Here is a 16,539-nt window from a genome sequence, read left to right as displayed (position 1 = left end):
TCAAACGCCGGCGAGGCTGGATGTGGCTGAGCCACCGGCCGGACGCCCGCGCGTCGCGAACCACGCCGGCGAGGCCGCATCCCCTGCGCGGCTCGGCCGCACGCTCCGTACCGCCCGAACGACCCGCACCGCCGAGGAGACCCACCCGTGAGCGACCACCACGCCGAGCACCCCGCGTGGAGCGAGCCCGACGCGCCGTCGGCTCCCGCCGTGCCCGCCACCATCGCGGCGGTGACCCCCGCCGACGCCGCCGACGCGGCCCGGCTCGTGGCCTTCGGGCTGCAGCCCAAGCTGCTCCCCGCCCGGGACGCCGAGTACGGGGAGCTCCTGCGCCGCTACCGTGAGGACCCCGCCTTCGGCCGACTCGCCGACGCCGTCGCCACCGGCCTCGGCCTCGTCGTCCTGGAGGTGTCCCCGCGCGCCGGCATGGCCGTGGCCGCCGGCGAGGACTCCGTCTTCGCCGTCCGGATGGGCGACTACGCCCGCCGCACCGCCGCCGACTCCGCCGACCGCTTCCTGCACGGCCTCGCGCACCTCGCCGTGGCCGCCCTGGCCTTCCCGCGCCCCGAGGACCTCGCCGACGACGGCTACATCGGCCGCATCACCGTCAACGGCGTCGATGCCTTCGTCCGGCAGACCTGCCGCCGCCTGGAGGAACGCGCCGAGGAACTCGGCGAGAACACCGACCCGGCCTCCGACGCCCCCGGCCTGGAGGCCGCCTGGCGCGTCTACGCCCGCCGCAGTGCGACCGGCGCCACCAAGGACGCCCGCCGCCTCGCCGGCTCCACCACCGGCATCGTCGGCAAGGCGGCCGCCTTCCTCACCGAATCCGGCTTCCTCCAGCGCACCGGCGACGAGGCCGGCGGCACCTACCGCACCACCCCCCGCTACCAGCTCCAGGTCCGTGACATGGCGGGCAGCGCGGCGATGGCCGAGCTGCTGGAGCTCGGCGTGGTCCCCGTCAGCGACGGCTCCGCGACCCTGCTGCCGCCGCCCGAGGGCGACGACCTGGAACTGGCCGCCGACGCCGGCCTCCCGTTCCACGCATGAGCCACCGGGCCACGCGGCCCGCGCCCCGATCCCCGTACGTCCTGCCTCACCAAGACACCACGAGAGTCCGCCGCCATGTACGAGCTGTCCCGGATCCGCCTCTACTCCATCGGGCCCGCCGGTGCGCGCTACGCCGACACCGTGCTCGACCTGCGCGGAGTCGGCGAGCCGGTGCCCCACCCGGCGCCGACCCAGGCGGAGTTCTTCGAGGACGAGCCCACCGGCCCGCCGCGCCGGCCCGCGCCCGCCGGTGTGCTCTTCCTGGAGAACGGCGGCGGCAAGTCCGTCCTCCTCAAGCTGATCTTCTCGGTGATGCTCCCGGGCCACCGCAACACCCTCGGCGGCGCCAGCTCCGGCGTGCTGCGCAAGTTCCTGCTCGCCGACGACTGCGGCCACGTCGCCCTGGAGTGGCAGCACACCCAGACCGGCGAGTGCGTGGTCGTCGGCAAGGTCAGCGAATGGCGCGGCCGCCAGGTCTCCAACGACCCGCGCAAGTTCGCCGAGGCCTGGTACTCCTTCCGCCCGGGCCCCGGCCTGAGCCTCGACAGCCTGCCCGTCGCCGAGGCGACCTCCGTACGCCCGCCCGTCGAAGGCGCCTCCGGGGCCCAGGGCCGCCGCCGCACGATGAAGGGCTTCCGCGACTCCCTCACCGAGGCCGGCAAGGCGTACCCGCACCTGGAGGTCTACTTCGAGGAGATCCACGACCGCTGGAACGAGCACCTCACCGAACTCGGCCTCGACCCCGAACTCTTCCGCTACCAGCGCGAGATGAACGCCGACGAGGGCGAGGCGGCCGGCCTCTTCGCGGTCAAGAAGGACTCCGACTTCACCGACCTCCTGCTGCGCGCCGTCACCGACACCCGCGACACGGACGGCCTCGCCGACCTCGTCCACGGCTTCGGCAACAAGCTCGGCCGCCGCGCCGAGCTCATGGCCGAACGGGACTTCACCGCCGGCTCGGTGGACCTGCTCACCCGCATCGTCGAGGCCGCCGGAGCCCGCTCCCGGCTGCGCGACGTGCACGCGGGCGCGGAACGCCGTACGCGCACCCTCGCCCGGCGGCTGTCCGCCCGCGCCGCCGAGGACCGCGGCCGGGCCGCCGACCTCGCCCAGCAGGTCACCGGCGCCGCCCACCAGGTCACCGCCGCGGAATCCGCCCGCACCCGCAGCGCCGCCGTCTCCGCCGAACTCGCCTACCGGCACGCCTCGCTGGCCCTGACCGTCGCCGACAAGGCCGCCGCCGCCCAGCGCCGCGAACTCCTCGAAGCCCGCACGCTGCACTCCGCCTGGCAGGCCGCCGAGAACGTGCTGCGCCACCGGGCCGCCGCCGACCGCTCCGCCCGCGTCGCCGCCGCGATCCTGGAGGCCGAGCGGGACGCCGCCCCGGCACTCGCCGCCCGCGCCACGGCCGCCGGTGAGCTCGTCCGGGCCCTGCACACCGCCGCCGAGCACGGCGAGCGGCTCGCCAACGAGGAGGAGGAGCGTTCCGCCGCCCTCCAGGCCACCGGCGAGGCCTCGCACCGCGATGCCACCGCCGCCGCCACGGCCGCCCAGCGGGCCCGTAGCGAGGCCGAGCACCTGCGCTCCCGGCTGGCCGAGGTCCAGCAGGAGACCGCCGAGGCCGTCCGCGCCGGCTGGCTCGACGACACCGCCCCCGACGCCGACCCGGCCCGCGCGGCCCTCGCCGCCACCGACGCCGAGAAGACGGCCGTGGCCGCCTGGGACGAGTCCCGGGAAGCCGCCCGGGCCGCCGCCGAGGCCGCCCGTGAGGCCGCCGCCGCGGAATCCCGCGCCGAACTCACCGCCGCCCGGGCGGCGGACGCCGCCGACGCGGCCGAGGCCGCCCACGACGCGGAGCACCGGGCCGCGGCCTCCCTCGCCACCGCCCCGCGCCTGGCGGAGCTGCTGGGGCTGCCATCGGTCCCCGACGCCTTCCTCCCGCACCCGCGCGCTGGCGCGCAGACCGACGCCACCGTCGCGGCCACCGCCTCCGGGACGGTCGGGCGCCCGGGAAGCGCCGGCACAGCGGCCCCCGGCCACCCCGGGACCGCCGGGGGCGAAGGCCTGACCGTCGCCGACCTCGACCGGAACGCCGACGACCTGCGCACCCTGCTGACGGACGGGGTCGCCGCGGCCGAACGCCAGCTCTTCGAGCTGCGCACCGCCGCCGCCGACGACGCCCGCATCCTCGGCGCGCTCGGCGACGGCGGCCTGCTGCCGCCCGGCCCGGACGTCCTGGCCACCGTGGAGTACCTCGGCGAGCACGGCATTCCCGCCCTCCCCGGCTGGCGCTACCTCGCCCAGTCCGTGGACCCCGCCGACCACGCCGCCGTCCTCGCCGCCCGCCCCGAACTCGTCGACGGCGTCGTCATCACCGACCCCGACACCCACGGCCGGGCCCGCGAGGTGCTGTCCGGCGCCGCCCTGCTGCCCCGCTCCACCGTCGCCGTCGGCACGGCCGCCGCCCTGCTGGCCCCGCTGCCGCCGGCCGGCGACGACGCCGACTCCGGAGTGTTCCTCGTACCGCCGAACCCGGCCATGCACGACGAGGGCGCCGCCGACGAGGAGCGCCAGGCGCTGCGCGCCCGCGCCGCCGCCCGCGACACCGAGATCCGTGACCTCGCGGCCCGCCTCGGCGGTGACCGCGAACTCGCCGCCCGCCTCGGATCCTGGCGCACCGGCTGCCCGCCCGGCCGCCTGACCGAACTCGCGGAAGCGGCCGCCGCCGCCCGGATGTTCGCCGAGGAGGCCGACGCCGAGCTCGCGGAGGCCCGTACCGTACGCGCCGAGGCCGACGAGGCCGCGGCCGACGCGTCCCGGGTCCGCGAGGAGCGCCAGGACACCGCCCAGCGCGCCCGCCGCGTCGCCGACGCCCTCGCCGGGCTCGCCTTCCGGCTGCGCGAGCGCGCCGGCTGGCAGGCCAAGCTCCGCGAACTCGCCGACGACGCCGCCGAGTCCGAGGCCCGTGCCGAGGTGTGCCTGGACCGGGCCCGCGCCGCCGACGAGGACCGTCGCGCCGCCCAGCGCGCCGCCGACGACGCCCGCCGCACCGCCCGCGCCCTGCGCGCCGAACGCGCCGAGATCGCCGGCGCCCCCGACCAGCCGGCCGACAGCGCCGGTGACACCCCCCGGGCGCCGCTGCCCGACCTGCGCGAGGCCTACCGCGCGGCCTCCCAGCTCTACGAGAAGGTCGGCGTCGGCGCCGACCTGCGTGCCGAGCAGGCCCGCGCCGAGAGCGACGAGAGCGCCGCCCTGGCCGAACTCGACCGCCTCACCAACAAGGTCCGTACCCGGGCCGCCCAGCTCCTCGAAGGCACCGACGGCGCCGACGGCCCCTCCCGGCAGGCCGCGGCCGCCCGCGCCGAGTCCCTCGTGCAGATGCTGGAGACCCGCGCGTCCACCGCGAGCGAGCAGCTCGGCCGACTGCGCGGCGAAGCCGAACGGCACGCCCCCACCGAGGGGGAGGCGCACACCGAACTCCCCGAGGAGCTCGTCCCCGAGGACGTCGACCAGGCCCAGGCCCTGCTGCGTACGGCCACCGCCCAACTCGCCGCCCACACCGCGGCCGTGGAGAGCGCCCGGGCCGCCCACGCGGACCTGCTGCGCGCCCACCGCACCGCCGAGGACGGCGCCGGCGGCTTCGACGAGACAGCGGCGATGCTCCGGGACCTGCTGCGCGACCACACCCACCAGGACGACGAGCAGGAGCCGGTACCCCACGCGGGCACCCTGGAGGAGGCCCGCCAGTCCGCCACCGAGGCCCGCCGCTCCCTGCGCGGCTGCGCGGCCGAGCTCTCGACCGCCGATTCCGCGGTGCGCGAGGCGAGCGACATCCTGGTCCGGCACGCCAACGCCACCCGCTACGAGCAGGTACGCACCCCCGCGCGCCAGCAGATCCGCGAACTGCCCGCCTCCGCACTGCCCGAGCACGCGGCGGCCTGGGCCGCGGCCTTCGCACCCCGGCTGCGCGTCCTCACCGACGAACTGGCGCAGCTGGAGCGCAACCGCGACAGCATCGTCGACCGCCTGCGCGGCCTCGTCGAATCGGCCCTGGCCACGCTCCGCTCCGCGCAGCGGCTCTCACAGCTCCCCGAGGGCCTCGGCGAATGGTCGGGCCAGGAGTTCCTGCGCATCCGCTTCGAGGAGCCGGACCAGGCCACGCTCACCGAGCGGCTCGGCGAGGTCATCGACGAGGCGACCCGCACGGCCGTGAAGAAGAACAGCAGCGCCTCCTTCGGCGAGGCCCGCCGGGACGGCATGTCCCTGCTGCTGAGGGGCGTCCAGGCGGCCCTGGAGCCCAAGGGCATCTCCGTGGAGATCCTCAAGCCGGACGCGGTGCTGCGCGCCGAGCGGGTGCCGGTGGGGCAGATGGGCGACGTGTTCTCCGGCGGGCAGCTGCTGACCGCCGCGATCGCGCTGTACTGCACGATGGCGGCGCTGCGCAGCAACGACCGTGGCCGCGACAAGCACCGGCACGCGGGCACGCTGTTCCTCGACAACCCGATCGGCCGTGCCAACGCCACCTACCTGCTGGAGCTCCAGCGGGCCGTATCGGACGCGCTCGGCGTCCAACTGCTCTACACGACCGGTCTGTTCGACACCACGGCCCTCGCCGAGTTCCCGCTGGTGATCCGCCTGCGCAACGACGCGGACCTGCGGGCGGGCCTGAAGTACATCAGCGTCGAGGAGCACCTGCGCCCGGGTCTGCCGCAGCAGTCCGCGGAGGCGGAGACCATCCACGGCGAGATCACGGCCACCCGGATGTTCCGTCGCAGCGGCGTTTCCTGACACGAGAGGACGAAAGGCGCGAGCACACCGAGGCGAGGCGTCGTCGCGGGGACCCAGGCGTGCACAGGTCGGCGTGAGGCGTCCTCGTGGGGGCGCAGGCGCACGGACGCCGGGTGGCGGGGGTCAGCGTGCGGAGTAGCGCCCGGAGGCCGCCAGAGGGCCGTCCTCGCGGGGTATTCGGCCCGCGGCGGGCGCCCGGGCCGCCCGGGCGGGCCGCCGGGCCTCCTTGCGGCGGCTGCGCGCCGTGCTGCTCGGCTCCGACAGGACCCCGTACCGCTGGTTCCAGGTCTGCCGGGTGATCCACACGTCCAGCACGCCCCAGGTGGCCACGATCGTCCCGGCTATCGCGCCGAGCCCCATCGGCAGGGCGAGCCAGGACCCGGTCAGGGTCAGGAAGAACGTGATCGTCGCCTGCGTCAGGGTCACGGACACGATCAGCACCGCCCGCACCGCGGACGTCCGTACCGAATCCGGCATCCGGCGCCGCCGGGCCGGCTCCTCGACCCACAGTCCCCGCCCGGCCGAGCCGGCACCCAGGCCCGCACTCACACCGCCGCCCTCGTCACTGCTCATGGTCCGCTCACTCCCCACCGCGCGGTCCGTCATGCCTGCTCGCCCTGCCCACTTGCCACGTGACGCGTCTGCCCCGCCACATCCATCCCTCACGTCCGTTCCGACGCGCCCCCTCGCACAGACAGACGTTCGGCGGCGCCGGGAGATTCCCGAATCGCGGATACCTTCTCGCGCCGGAATGATCGCGGAACGAATAATTCCAGCCATCCATCGGGTTGCGGGAACTGACGCCCCACCAAGTGTCATCTGCCACATATCGGGCCGCTCTTGACCGGAAGTGTCGGACAACTGGTGATCTTCCTCCCGGGGTCAGGCCGAAAACGTCCGGACACGCCTTCGAAGCTGCCCCCCAGCAGTAGTAGGCTCACGCCGTTTAAATGACGGAACACCGACCCCCGGTAACGGGGTTGACCTGGGGGAGGCTGGGGAGGCCATGCGCTTTCGCGGGAAGTCCATCCGCCGGAAGATCGTGGCGTTGCTCCTTGTGCCGCTCGTCTCCCTGACCGCCCTCTGGGGCTTCGCGACAGTCATCACCGGCCGTGAGGCCGTCCAACTCTTCGACGTGGCCTACATCATCGACAAGGTGGGCTACCCCGTCGAGGACGTCGTCCGCGTCATCCAGAAGGAACGGCGCCAGACCCTGGTCGTCCTCGGCGACCCCCGGGCCGCCACCGCCACGGCCGAACTCACCAAGCGCCGCGCCGAAACCGACCGGGCCGTCGAGCAGATCAGCGTCAGCGCCCGCGACTCCAAGGTCATCGACGAGCTGAGCCCGCAGAGCGCCCAGCGCCTGCGCTCGATCGTCGCCGCCTTCCAGGGCATCGGCACCATGCGCCGCTCCGTCGACCAGAACGCCCTGGACCCCACGCAGGCCCTGGATCTCTACAACCGCCTGGTCGACCCCTGCTACGACTTCCTCATGAACCTCCACGGCCTGGACAACGTGGAGGTGGACAAGGAAGGCCGCGCCCTCGTCGGCATCAGCCGCGCCCGCGAACTGCTCTCCCGCGAGGACGCCGTCATCGCCTCCGCCCTCGCCGCGCGCAACATCACCGCTCCCGACGTCCGCCACGTCTCCGATTTCGCGGCCAACCGCTCCCTGCTCTACGAGTTCAACCTCGTGACCCTCCCCGCCGAGGACCGGGAGAGCTTCGAGCAGTACTGGAAGAACCCCGAGACCCAGCCCCTGCGCGACGCCGAGGAGCGCTTCATATCCGGCGGCGCGGTCAACAAGCCGCGCAACCTGACCGCCGCCCAGTGGGACGAGGCCTCCACCAAGGTCCTCGAAGACCTGGCCGCCATGAACACCGCCGCCGGCAACCGCTACCAGGAACGCATCGAGCCCGTCGCCATGGACGTCATGGTCCAGGCCGCGGCCGCCGGCATCCTCGGCTTCCTCGCCCTGGTCTTCTCCCTGGTCCTGTCCGTGCGCATCGGCCGCGACCTCGTCCGCGACCTGTCCCGGCTGCGCAAGGAGGCCCACGAGGCCTCCGGCGTCCGGCTGCCCAGCGTGATGCGCCGCCTCGCCGCGGGCGAGCACGTGGACGTGGAGACCGAGGCACCCCACCTCGAATACGAGAAGGACGAGGTCGGCCAGGTCGGCCAGGCCCTCAACACCCTCCAGCGCGCCGCCGTCGAGGCCGCCGTCAAGCAGGCCGACCTGCGTCGCGGCGTCTCCGAGGTGTTCGTCAACCTGGCCCGCCGCAACCAGGTGCTGCTGCACCGCCAGCTGACCCTCCTCGACACCATGGAACGCCGTACCGAGGACACCGAGGAGCTGGCCGACCTCTTCCGCCTCGACCACATGACCACCCGCATGCGCCGGCACGCCGAGGGCCTCGTGATCCTCTCCGGTGCCGCGCCCTCCCGCCAGTGGCGCAAGCCCGTCCAGCTGATGGACGTCGTACGCGCCGCCGTCGCCGAGGTCGAGGACTACGAGCGCATCGAGGTACGCCGGCTCACCCGCCTGGGCATCGTCGGCCCGGCCGTCGCCGACGTCACCCACCTCATCGCCGAACTCCTGGAGAACGCCACCGTGTTCTCGCCGCCGCACACCGCGGTCCAGGTGCACGGCGAGCGCGTCGCCAACGGCTTCACCCTGGAGATCCACGACCGCGGCCTCGGCATGACCCCGGAAGCGCTGCTCGACGCGAACCTTCGGCTCGCCGAGACCCCCGAGTTCGAGCTCTCCGACACCGACCGCCTCGGCCTGTTCGTCGTCAGCCGCCTCGCGCAGCGCCACAACGTCAAGGTTGTCCTCCAGCCCAGCCCGTACGGGGGCACCACCGCGGTGCTCTTCCTGCCCGCGGCCCTGCTGACCGAGGCCCCCGAGACCAACGGCGCCGGCGCCCGGTTCGACGGCGCCCGCGCCGCGGCCAAGCCGCTGCGGTCCGACAAGGCCGGCCACCTCGGCCGCGCCGGGTCCGAGCGACCCACGCCCGCCGCCATGGAGCGCGCGACGTCCGGCCGCCGGCTGCCCGTCGCCGAACTGCGCGGCCCCGTCGAGCTGGAGGCCCCGCTCCCGGCCGGCGGCCTGAACGGCCTGGACCGGCTGGACGGCCTCGACGACCCCGCCGTGCTCGACGACGCCCCGACGGCGATCACAAGCCGCACCGGCGGCGCCGGCCGGCCGGTCATGGCGACCCTCGACGACGAGACCCCGCCGAACGGCATCCCGCGCAGCGCCCTCCTGGGTCTGCGCCCGGCGGACCGGCCGCACACCGACCGGCACGCGGACCGGCACGCGGACCGGGGCGGCTCCCGCAAGGGCGACCGCGACCGCGAGTCGCTCGCGCCCACCGGCCCCGTCCGGCTGGACACCCAGCGCGTGGAGGCCCCGCGTCCGGACGGCCCCCGCTCCCAGGGCGCCGTGCCGCTGCCGCGCCGCCGCCCGACCCCGACTCTGGTCGCCGACCACGGCCGCCGGGTGGAACCCCGCCCGGTGTCCGTGGTCCCGCAGCCCGCCCCGGCCTCCACGGCCGGACCCGAAGCCGGATCCGAGGCGGGGGCCGCCGCACCCGGCCCCGGCATCGGCGGGCTGCCCCGCCGGGTCCGCCAGGCGAGCCTGGCGCCCCAGCTCAAGAAGTTCCCGTCCGCCGCACCCGCCGAAGCCGCCCCCGACCAGGTGGCCGACCGCGACGCGGAAGACGTACGTACGCGCATGTCCGCACTCCAGCGTGGCTGGACGGCGGGCCGCAACCAGCACGCACAGCAGAAGTCCGAGACCGAGGCAGGCACATCCGCCGCCGGCGGTCCCGCGAACGAGAACGAAGGGGACGGTCGATGACCGCACCGCAGACCGGCAACGACACCAGGGGCCGCGGCTCCGGCCCGCTCAACTGGCTCCTCGACGAGCTCGTCGACCGGGTCGGCTCCATCCGCAAGGCGGTGGTCCTCTCCGGCGACGGCCTGCCCACCGGCAGCTCCAAGGACCTGACCCGCGAGGACAGCGAGCACCTGGCCGCGGTCGCCTCCGGCTTCCACAGCCTGGCCAAGGGCGTCGGCCGGCACTTCGACTCCGGCCGGGTCCGCCAGACCGTCGTCGAGCTCGACGAGGCCTTCCTCTTCGTCATGGCCGCGGGCGACGGCAGCTGCCTGGCCGTCCTGGCCGACGCCGACTCCGACGTCGGCCAGGTGGCGTACGAGATGACGCTGATGGTCAAGCGCGTCGGCGACCACCTGGCGACCGCCCCGCGCACCGGGCTGCCAGCCGGAGGGTGAGTCGTAGGGCATGAGTGATTCAGGCCAGGACCACCCCACGGACATCCCCGCCGGTTTCCCCGTCGACCCGTCCTACCCCGACCCCGACCAGCTGGACCCCGACCACGCGCACTGGTTCGACGACGACGCGGGGCCGGTCGTCCGCCCGTACGCCATGACCCGCGGCCGGACCAGCCACGCGGGCCAGCACCGACTCGACCTGATCGCGCTCGTCGTCGCCGAACCGGCGGCCGACGATCCGGTCTGGGACATGACCCTCTCCCCGGAACACGCCCACATCCTCGGGCTGTGCCGGGGCCGACCACAGTCGGTCGCCGAACTCGCGGCCGATCTCGACCTCGCGGTCGGGGTCGTCCGCGTCCTGATCGGCGACCTGGTCGATGAAGAACTGGTCCACGTGACCAGGCCGGTACCACCGGCAGAACTGCCCGATGAATCCATTCTGCGTGAGGTGATCGATGGCCTTCGGGCGCTTTAGCCGCACCGGTGCCATGCACGCGGTGTCGCCGGTCGAGCCGCTGACCTTGAAGATCTTGGTCGCGGGCGGCTTCGGGGTGGGCAAGACCACCCTGGTCAGCGCGGTGAGCGAAATCAGACCCCTGCGCACCGAGGAACGGCTCTCCGAGCCGGGCGTGGGGGGCGGCGACACCGGGGGAGTGGAGGGCAAGAGCACCACCACCGTGGCCATGGACTTCGGGCGCATCACGCTCCGCGAGGACCTGGTGCTGTACCTGTTCGGCACCCCCGGGCAGGACCGCTTCTGGTTCCTGTGGGACGAGCTGGCGCAGGGTTCGCTCGGCGCCGTCGTCCTCGCGGACACCCGTCGCCTCGCCGACTGTTTCGCCGCCATCGACTACTTCGAGCGGCGCGCGATCCCGTTCGTCGTCGCCGTCAACTGCTTCGACGGAGCCGACCGGCACCCTGTGGTGACCGTACGGACGGCACTGGACCTCGATCCCGGGGTGCCGGTACTGCTGTGCGACGCACGGGACCGGGAATCCGTGAAGGACGTACTGGTGGGGGTCGTGGAACACGCGATGTCCCTGGCACGCGAACGGCGCCGGAGCCTCTCGGCGGGAGCCTGACGCGGAGGCGGCCCGTACCCCCGCCGACTGGGGTACGGGCCGCAGCTCTCACGGGGGGACCGGGGTCCCGGTCGCGGCGCGGGACTGTGGAGCGAGTGTGAACCTGCCGCCGGGGGTCGTCAAGCGTTCGGACAACACCAGCAGTTCAGCGCACGGCGACGATGGCCGACCCGTGGCCGAACAGCCCCTGGTTCGCGGTGATCCCGGCCCGCGCACCGGGCACCTGCCGCTCCCCGGCCGTACCGCGCAACTGCCAGGTCAGCTCACACACCTGCGCGATCGCCTGCGCCGGCACCGCCTCCCCGAAGGAGGCCAGCCCGCCACTGGTGTTGACCGGGATCCGGCCGCCCAGCGCCGTCGCCCCCTCCCGAACGAGCTTCGCCCCCTCGCCCTCCCCGCACAGCCCGATGTCCTCGTACCACTCCAACTCCAGGGCGGTGGAGAGGTCGTACACCTCGGCGAGGGAGAGGTCGTCCGGGCCGAGCCCCGCCTCCTCGTAGGCGGCGCGCGCGATCGAGGACCTGAAGGACCCGGCCGCCGGCGCCACCGCCACCGCCGAGTCGGTCGCGATGTCCGGCAGGTCCAGCACCGTACGCGGATAGGTGGGCGTCACGGTGGAGACGGCCCGGATCCGCACCGGATCGGCCACCCCGCGCGATCGCGCGAAGTCCATGCTGGTGAGGACCAGGGCCGCGCCCCCGTCGGAGGTGGCGCAGATGTCGAGCAGTCGGAGCGGATCCGCGACCACCGCCGAGGCCGCGACCTCCTCCGCGGTGACGTGTCTGCGGTAGCGGGCATGCGGATTGAGCAGCCCGGCCGCCGCGTTCTTCACCTTGACCTGGGCGAAGTCCTCCAGGGTGTCCCCGTGGAGGTCCATCCGGCGCCGCGCGTAGAGCGCGAAGTAGGCCGGATTGGTGGCGCCGAGCACGCGGAACCGCAGCCAGTCCGGATCGTCGGGCCGGTCGCCGCCCGCCGGTGCGAAGAACCCCTTGGGCGCGGCGTCCGCGCCGACCACGAGCACCACGTCGGCCAGGCCCGCCAGGATCTGCGCGCGGGCGGCTCCGACGGCCTGGGCGCCGGACGCGCAGGCCGCGTAGACGCTGGTGACCCGCGCCCCCTGCCAGCCGAGGGCCTGGGCGAAGGTGGCGCCCGCCACGTAGCCCGGGTATCCGGAACGCACGGTGTCGGCGCCGACGATCGACTGCACCTGCGTCCAGTCCAGTCCGGCGTCGTCGAGCGCCGCCCGCGCGGCGGCCCGCCCGTACTCGACGAAACTGCGGCCCCACTTGCCCCAGGGGTGCATACCGGCCCCGAGGACGGCGATGTCGGCGCTCACTCGGCGCCTCCCACCGGCCGGAACCGCCACGTGGTCCAGACGGTCCCGGCGGCCTCCTCGGTGGTTCCCGCAGCCCCCGCAGCCCCCGCGGTCCCCACGTCCTCGTTCAGCACGCCCCCGACCACCTCGACCTCCATCCCGACCGCCAGATCGGCGACCCCGACCCCGGGCGCGGCCTGCCCCAGGACCACCATCCCCTCGGCCTCCAGCTCCACCGCGACCAGCGTGTACGGCTCCCAGGGCACGGCCGGGTCGGACACGTACGGCGCGGGCGGCCGGTAGCGCCCGTCGGTGTAGGACCAGACCCGGCCCCGCGGGGACAGCGGCACCTCGGCGAGCTCACCGCCGCCGGGGCAGTGCGGATTGCGGCAGTACGCGTCCTCGCGCGGGAAGAACACCGCGGTACAGGCCGAGCACCGGGTGCCGAGCAGCCGGAAGCCCCCGCCGTCCGGCGCGTCCTCGGTGAACCACCCGCTCACGACGGGTGTGCGTGTGCGTGCCACGATGCCCCTCCCAGGTCAGCAATCTGACGGATCGTCAGAAGTCTGCCACGGGGGGACGGCCCTGACACGGGTTCTCGGCAAGCCACTTCCGCGCGATCTCGTCCAGCTCCGCGTCGCGGCCGGCGAGCATCATCCGGATCATCTGCGCGTCCCCACGCAGTGACCACGCGGGATGGCCGAAGGTGGCCGGATTGTTCCCCTCGATCAGGAAGTGCGCGGGCCAGGCGGTCCCGTACCCGATCAGGGGGAGTGCGGCGAGGTAGCGCCTACGGCCGCGCGCCAACCCGTAGGCGGTCACGGCCAGACCGGTGAGGGTGCCGGTGAGATGGATCCACCGGGTGGCGGCGCGCGAGTGCATCGCGACGTAGTACGGCCAGAATTCCTCGTACGAGGTGAAAGTCATGCGGGCACGGTACTCACGGCCGGACGACGGCGACAGCGGTGAGGGGGTCGCGATCCGCAGCGGCCGGTGCGGGTCCCGGTGCGGGTCCCGGTGGGGGTCCCGCAACCGCCGCCGTCCGCACACCCCTTGGCATACGATCGCCGGATGTCGGCACACCTGAAGGACTCGCACTGCTCCACCTGCGGAGCGCCGTACTCCACCCCTGAGTGGCCCCGCACCTGCGCGGCCTGCGGGGCGACCGCCTACCGCAACCCGCTCCCGGTGGCCGTCACCCTCCTCCCCGTCGAGGACGCGGACGGCACCGGCCTCGTGGTCATCACCCGCACCATCGAACCGGCCCTCGGCGGCGTCGCCCTCCCCGGCGGATTCATCGACTTCGGTGAGGACTGGCGCGACGCGGTCGTCCGTGAGCTCTTCGAGGAGACCGGCATCACGGCCCCCGCCTCGGAGGTCGTCCTGGCCGACGCCCTGAGCTCCCCGGCCGGCCATCTCCTCCTCTTCGGCCTCCTCCCGGCCCGCCCGGCCGCGGACCTCCCCGCCTCGAAGCCGACGGACGAGACCACCGGCTGGCACGTCCTGCGCACCCCGTCGGCGCTGGCCTTCCCCCTCCACACCCAGGCGGCGGCGTCCTGGTTCGCGGGCAAGTACGCCTGAGCCCGGCCCTGCCCGGCTCTGCCCCGGACGCGGTGGGCCGGGCCGGCCGAGACCGGCCCGGCCCACCGCGTCCGGGCCCCGCGGGAGGCGGGAGGGGCGTCAGTGCCAGTTGCTGATCTGCACGTCGCGCGGATGCGGCGCGCCGGAGCCCGTCTCCACCAGGGACTTCAAGCTCATCAGGAAGATCGCCCACTTGGTGCTGCAGTGGTTCATGAACTCGACCGGTTCGCGCCAGCCCGCGTGCGCGAACATGAGGATCGTCCACTCGCCTTCCTGGGTCAGGTCGAAGCTCACCGTCGTCCCGACCCACTCGGCCGGACCGTCGACGACCTCCCACAGCACCCGTTCGTTCGGCCGCAGGTCGAGCACCTTCATGTCGAAGCCGCCGACGTCGCCGAACCGGAACTCCAGGACGCCGTCGCCGGACCCGCTCGTGTCGGTCGTCCACCACGCGGCCAGGCCCTCGACCGTGGTGAGCGCTTCGTACACCTTCTCCGGGGTCGCGGTGATCCCTACCCGGTGCAGGATGTCCACCATCTCGCTCTCCTCCTTCTTCGTGTCACTGCTCCGCGTTCTTGGCTCGTTGGATCGCTTCGGCGAGGTTCTTGACGCGCCGCAGGCGGGCGTCCCACATCTCGCCGACGGAGCTCAGCTGCGCCACGGCACGGGCCAACTGCGCCTCGTCCACGTGGTAGCGCTTCTCCCGTCCCGCCGGCGCGGACCGGACCAGCCCGACCCGGTCGAGCACGGCCAGGTGTTTGGTCACGGCCTGCCGGGTCACGGGCAGGTGCGCGCTGAGGGTCGTCGCCGTCCCCTGGCCGTCGGCCAGCAGGAGGTCGATCATGCGGCGCCGGGTCGGGTCGCCTATCGCGGACCACAGGTCGTCGTCGACGGCGGTGCTCATCGCGTGGCCGCCAGCCGGTCGGCCGTCGCGACCAGGCGCGGCAGGTAGAAGTCCCAGCCCTGCCGGTGGTCGTCGTAGTGGGCTTCGAGCACGGCGGCCTCCCAACCCCGCTCGCGATAGCCGCTCTCGCGGAACCGGACCGTGGTCCCCTTGTCCGTGGGGACGAGCTCGAAGGTCACCAGCAGGGAGTTGCCCGGACCCGCCGTCTCCGTCTCCGTCTCGTCGTAGGTCCAGCGGAACGAGAACATCCGCGGCGGGTCGGCCTCCACGACCGTGAACGGCGCGGACTGCTGTCGACCGGTGTCCTCGTCGGTCCACGTGAGACGGGCCGTCGCGCCCGCGACCGGCTCGAACGCGGTGTCGGCGCTCCACCACTCCCGGATGTGCTCGGGGCTGCTGAGCACCTCGAACACCACCTCGGGCGAGGCGTCGATGTGCAGCTCGCGCTCGATGCTCCCGTACTCCATGGCCGTCTCCATCTATCGCAACCTTCGGTTGCAGATAAAGCTAGTCCACCTTCGACAGATACGCAACCGATGGTTGCGTATCCGTCGGAGGTGGCAGGGGAGCCATGACCCGCCACGGCCACCGGGCCCCGCGCACCCACACCGCCTGCCGGGGCCTGTTGCGCCTACAGCCCCCGTACGGTCACCCCCTCCACCCGGCTCCCCGCCTCGTCCTCCACCACCACCGCGTCCCCCACCCACCGCACCGTGTACCGCTCCACCTCACCCGGCTCGAAGCCCGGCCCCGGATCCCGGATCACCACCCCACCCCCCGTACGCCCCCGCGCCGGCGCCCAGACCTCCAGCTCCACCCCGCCACCGGAGCCCGCACGCACCGGCAGTACGGCCCCCGCCCGCGCCAGCACCGGGATCCGGCCCTGCGGCGCATCCAGCAGGATCTGGCCCGGACCCTCGTACGCCGTCCCCGTCGCCGTGTCGTACCAGCGCCCCCGTGGCAGCCGTACCGCCCGCCGGTCCGCCCCGCACTCCAGCACCGGCGCCACCAACAGCGCGTCACCCAGCAGGAAGGTGTCCTCGCAGTCCCTCAACTGCCGCTCCTCCGGCGCCCCCCACCACAGCGGCCGCACGTACGGGGCCCCCGTCCGCCGCGCCAGATGCGCCAACGTCACGAAGTACGGCCGCAGCCGCTCCCGCTCCGCCATCACCGCCGCGGCCTGCTCCGCCACCTCCGGCCCGAACTCCCACGGCTCCCGCCGCCCCGCCCAGATCGCCGAGTGGGTCCGGAACAGCGGCAGATAGGCCCCCAGTTGCAGCCACCGCACGTACAACTCCGGCGACGGCGACCCCCCGAACCCGCCGACGTCCGGACCCGAGTACGGCACCCCGCACAGCCCGAGCCCCAGCACCAGCGCCAGCGAGGCCCGCAGCCCCTCCCAGCTCGACTCCACGTCCCCCGACCAGGTGCCCCCGTACCGCTGCATCCCCGCCCACCCCGACCGCGAGAACAGGAACGGCCGCTCGGCGGGCCTCAGTCGCACCAGCCCCTCCCACCCCGCC

15 protein-coding genes are annotated in these 16,539 nt (G+C 74.2%); 7 read left to right on the top strand and 8 right to left on the bottom strand.

What is annotated here, in order from left to right; all coding sequences use genetic code 11:
- Positions 1–147: 147 nt before the first annotated feature.
- Both AB8A24_RS35645 and AB8A24_RS35640 read left to right on the top strand, forming a co-directional pair.
- Positions 148–1,050: a hypothetical protein gene (locus AB8A24_RS35645; protein ID WP_328964147.1), complete on the top strand. Its 903-nt coding sequence runs from the start codon at positions 148–150 to the stop codon at positions 1,048–1,050.
- A gap of 75 nt (positions 1,051–1,125) precedes the next feature.
- Complete coding sequence (locus AB8A24_RS35640; protein WP_369478574.1) at positions 1,126–5,838, top strand: hypothetical protein; 4,713 nt, start codon at positions 1,126–1,128, stop codon at positions 5,836–5,838.
- 123 nt (positions 5,839–5,961) lie between these two features.
- On the opposite strand, the gene AB8A24_RS35635 is transcribed toward AB8A24_RS35640, so the two are convergent.
- Positions 5,962–6,411 (bottom strand): hypothetical protein, encoded by a 450-nt coding sequence (locus AB8A24_RS35635; protein WP_369478573.1) that lies wholly within the window; start codon positions 6,409–6,411, stop codon positions 5,962–5,964.
- Positions 6,412–6,844: 433 nt separating this feature from the next.
- On the opposite strand from AB8A24_RS35635, the gene AB8A24_RS35630 reads away from it, so the two are divergent.
- The 4 genes from AB8A24_RS35630 to AB8A24_RS35615 are packed head-to-tail and all read left to right on the top strand — an operon-like array spanning position 6,845 to position 11,216.
- Positions 6,845–9,697, top strand: coding sequence for a nitrate- and nitrite sensing domain-containing protein (locus tag AB8A24_RS35630; protein ID WP_328964150.1), 2,853 nt, complete (start codon positions 6,845–6,847; stop codon positions 9,695–9,697).
- Complete coding sequence (locus AB8A24_RS35625; protein WP_030016314.1) at positions 9,694–10,131, top strand: roadblock/LC7 domain-containing protein; 438 nt, start codon at positions 9,694–9,696, stop codon at positions 10,129–10,131. The genes AB8A24_RS35630 and AB8A24_RS35625 overlap by 4 nt, the downstream gene beginning before the upstream one ends.
- A 10-nt stretch (positions 10,132–10,141) precedes the next feature.
- Positions 10,142–10,609, top strand: coding sequence for a DUF742 domain-containing protein (locus AB8A24_RS35620; protein ID WP_266389007.1), 468 nt, complete (start codon positions 10,142–10,144; stop codon positions 10,607–10,609).
- 13 nt (positions 10,610–10,622) lie between these two features.
- Positions 10,623–11,216, top strand: coding sequence for an ATP/GTP-binding protein (locus AB8A24_RS35615; RefSeq protein ID WP_369478582.1), 594 nt, complete (start codon positions 10,623–10,625; stop codon positions 11,214–11,216).
- Between the two features lie 145 nt (positions 11,217–11,361).
- Here the strand turns inward: AB8A24_RS35615 and AB8A24_RS35610 are convergent, their stop codons facing one another.
- The 3 genes from AB8A24_RS35610 to AB8A24_RS35600 are packed head-to-tail and all read right to left on the bottom strand — an operon-like array spanning position 11,362 to position 13,458.
- Positions 11,362–12,552, bottom strand: a complete 1,191-nt coding sequence (locus AB8A24_RS35610) for a lipid-transfer protein (protein ID WP_328964151.1) — start codon at positions 12,550–12,552, stop codon at positions 11,362–11,364.
- Positions 12,549–13,055, bottom strand: coding sequence for a Zn-ribbon domain-containing OB-fold protein (locus AB8A24_RS35605; protein ID WP_369478572.1), 507 nt, complete (start codon positions 13,053–13,055; stop codon positions 12,549–12,551). Before AB8A24_RS35605 ends, AB8A24_RS35610 begins: the two co-directional genes overlap by 4 nt.
- Positions 13,056–13,089: 34 nt before the next feature.
- Complete coding sequence (locus AB8A24_RS35600; RefSeq protein WP_328964153.1) at positions 13,090–13,458, bottom strand: DUF962 domain-containing protein; 369 nt, start codon at positions 13,456–13,458, stop codon at positions 13,090–13,092.
- Positions 13,459–13,602: 144 nt separating this feature from the next.
- Here AB8A24_RS35600 and AB8A24_RS35595 point away from each other — a divergent pair, with 144 nt between their 5' ends.
- Positions 13,603–14,112 carry an NUDIX domain-containing protein gene (locus tag AB8A24_RS35595; protein ID WP_369478571.1) on the top strand — a complete coding sequence of 170 codons (510 nt, stop codon included), beginning with the start codon at positions 13,603–13,605 and terminating at the stop codon, positions 14,110–14,112.
- Between the two features lie 99 nt (positions 14,113–14,211).
- Here AB8A24_RS35595 and AB8A24_RS35590 read toward each other — a convergent pair whose 3' ends face one another.
- From AB8A24_RS35590 to AB8A24_RS35575, 4 genes are all read right to left on the bottom strand, one after another.
- Positions 14,212–14,649 carry an SRPBCC domain-containing protein gene (locus AB8A24_RS35590; RefSeq protein WP_266388988.1) on the bottom strand — a complete coding sequence of 146 codons (438 nt, stop codon included), beginning with the start codon at positions 14,647–14,649 and terminating at the stop codon, positions 14,212–14,214.
- A 22-nt stretch (positions 14,650–14,671) separates the two neighbouring features.
- Entirely contained in the window at positions 14,672–15,016 is a 345-nt protein-coding gene (locus AB8A24_RS35585; protein ID WP_328964156.1) for a metalloregulator ArsR/SmtB family transcription factor, read from the bottom strand.
- A complete protein-coding gene (locus AB8A24_RS35580; protein WP_328964157.1) occupies positions 15,013–15,495 on the bottom strand; it encodes an SRPBCC domain-containing protein in 483 nt (160 codons plus the stop codon). The genes AB8A24_RS35585 and AB8A24_RS35580 overlap by 4 nt, the downstream gene beginning before the upstream one ends.
- Positions 15,496–15,647: 152 nt before the next feature.
- Positions 15,648–16,539, bottom strand: an 892-nt coding sequence (locus tag AB8A24_RS35575) for a glycoside hydrolase family 31 protein (protein ID WP_369478570.1), incomplete at its 5' end; no start/stop codon positions are given.

This window comes from Streptomyces sp. BF23-19 (assembly GCF_041106355.1).
In the GTDB taxonomy this organism is placed as follows: domain Bacteria; phylum Actinomycetota; class Actinomycetes; order Streptomycetales; family Streptomycetaceae; genus Streptomyces; species Streptomyces virginiae_A.
Note: the sequence above shows the minus strand (reverse complement) of the source record. Positions and strands in the feature narration are given on the sequence as shown.

Coding starts and splice junctions, on each gene's coding strand:
- AB8A24_RS35630 (WP_328964150.1), top strand. CDS start 6,845: ATGCGCTTTCGCGGGAAGTCCATCCGCCGGAAGATCGTGGCGTTGCTC.
- AB8A24_RS35585 (WP_328964156.1), bottom strand. CDS start 15,016: ATGAGCACCGCCGTCGACGACGACCTGTGGTCCGCGATAGGCGACCCG.
- AB8A24_RS35640 (WP_369478574.1), top strand. CDS start 1,126: ATGTACGAGCTGTCCCGGATCCGCCTCTACTCCATCGGGCCCGCCGGT.
- AB8A24_RS35625 (WP_030016314.1), top strand. CDS start 9,694: ATGACCGCACCGCAGACCGGCAACGACACCAGGGGCCGCGGCTCCGGC.
- AB8A24_RS35615 (WP_369478582.1), top strand. CDS start 10,623: ATGCACGCGGTGTCGCCGGTCGAGCCGCTGACCTTGAAGATCTTGGTC.
- AB8A24_RS35620 (WP_266389007.1), top strand. CDS start 10,142: ATGAGTGATTCAGGCCAGGACCACCCCACGGACATCCCCGCCGGTTTC.
- AB8A24_RS35600 (WP_328964153.1), bottom strand. CDS start 13,458: ATGACTTTCACCTCGTACGAGGAATTCTGGCCGTACTACGTCGCGATG.
- AB8A24_RS35595 (WP_369478571.1), top strand. CDS start 13,603: ATGTCGGCACACCTGAAGGACTCGCACTGCTCCACCTGCGGAGCGCCG.
- AB8A24_RS35590 (WP_266388988.1), bottom strand. CDS start 14,649: ATGGTGGACATCCTGCACCGGGTAGGGATCACCGCGACCCCGGAGAAG.
- AB8A24_RS35580 (WP_328964157.1), bottom strand. CDS start 15,495: ATGGAGACGGCCATGGAGTACGGGAGCATCGAGCGCGAGCTGCACATC.
- AB8A24_RS35635 (WP_369478573.1), bottom strand. CDS start 6,411: ATGAGCAGTGACGAGGGCGGCGGTGTGAGTGCGGGCCTGGGTGCCGGC.